The organism is Actinomadura sp. NBRC 104412 (assembly GCF_030269515.1).
Classification (GTDB): Bacteria; Actinomycetota; Actinomycetes; order Streptosporangiales; family Streptosporangiaceae; genus Spirillospora.
On record NZ_BSTM01000100.1, the window covers coordinates 1 to 757 of the forward strand.

General features: G+C 62.7%; 1 protein-coding gene. It reads right to left on the reverse strand.

The window, feature by feature from the left end:
* The coding region (locus tag QSK21_RS35910) for a proteasome accessory factor PafA2 family protein (RefSeq protein WP_285702222.1) at positions 1 to 757 on the reverse strand (757 nt) is incomplete at both ends.

The following is a 757-nucleotide window of genomic DNA, read 5'->3' on the forward strand; positions in this document are numbered from 1 at the left end:
GGCGATGAGCTTGTCGACGCGTTCGTCCACCGAACGGAACGGGTCCTTGCACAACACCGTCCGCTGCGCCTGATCGTTCAACTTCAGATGCACCCAATCCACCGTGAAATCACGACGCTTCTCCTGCGCACGACGAATGAACTCCCCACGCAACCGCGCCCGCGTCGTCTGCGGCGGCACCGACTTCGCCTCGAAAATCGCCAGATCCCGCGCCACCCGCTCCACCGCGCCCTTCCGCTCCAGCAGGTAATACAACCCCCGATCACGATGCACATCGTGATACGCCAGATCCAGCTGAGCCACCCGCGGAGACGACAACGGCAGATCGTACTTACGCCGATACCGCTCGATCAACCGGTACTTGGTCACCCAATCGATCTCCCGCGCCACCAGATCCAGATCCCCCGTCTCCACCGCCCGCAACGTCCGCTCCCACAACTCCAGCACCCGCACCGCCGTCGCATCCCCACCACGCCGATCCACGAAATCCTTCGCCTTCCCGAAATACTCCTTCTGAATCTCCAGCGAACTGGCCTCCCGCCCATTGGCCAGCCGCACCCGCCGCCGCCCCGTCATGTCATGACTGACCTCACGAATCGCCCGAATCGGATTCTCCAACGTCAGATCACGCATCACCACCCCCGCCTCGATCATCCGCAACACCAGATCCGTCGCCCCCACCTTCAGCAACATCGTGGTCTCACTCATATTCGAGTCCCCCACGATCACATGCAGCCGACGGAACCGCTCGGCGTCG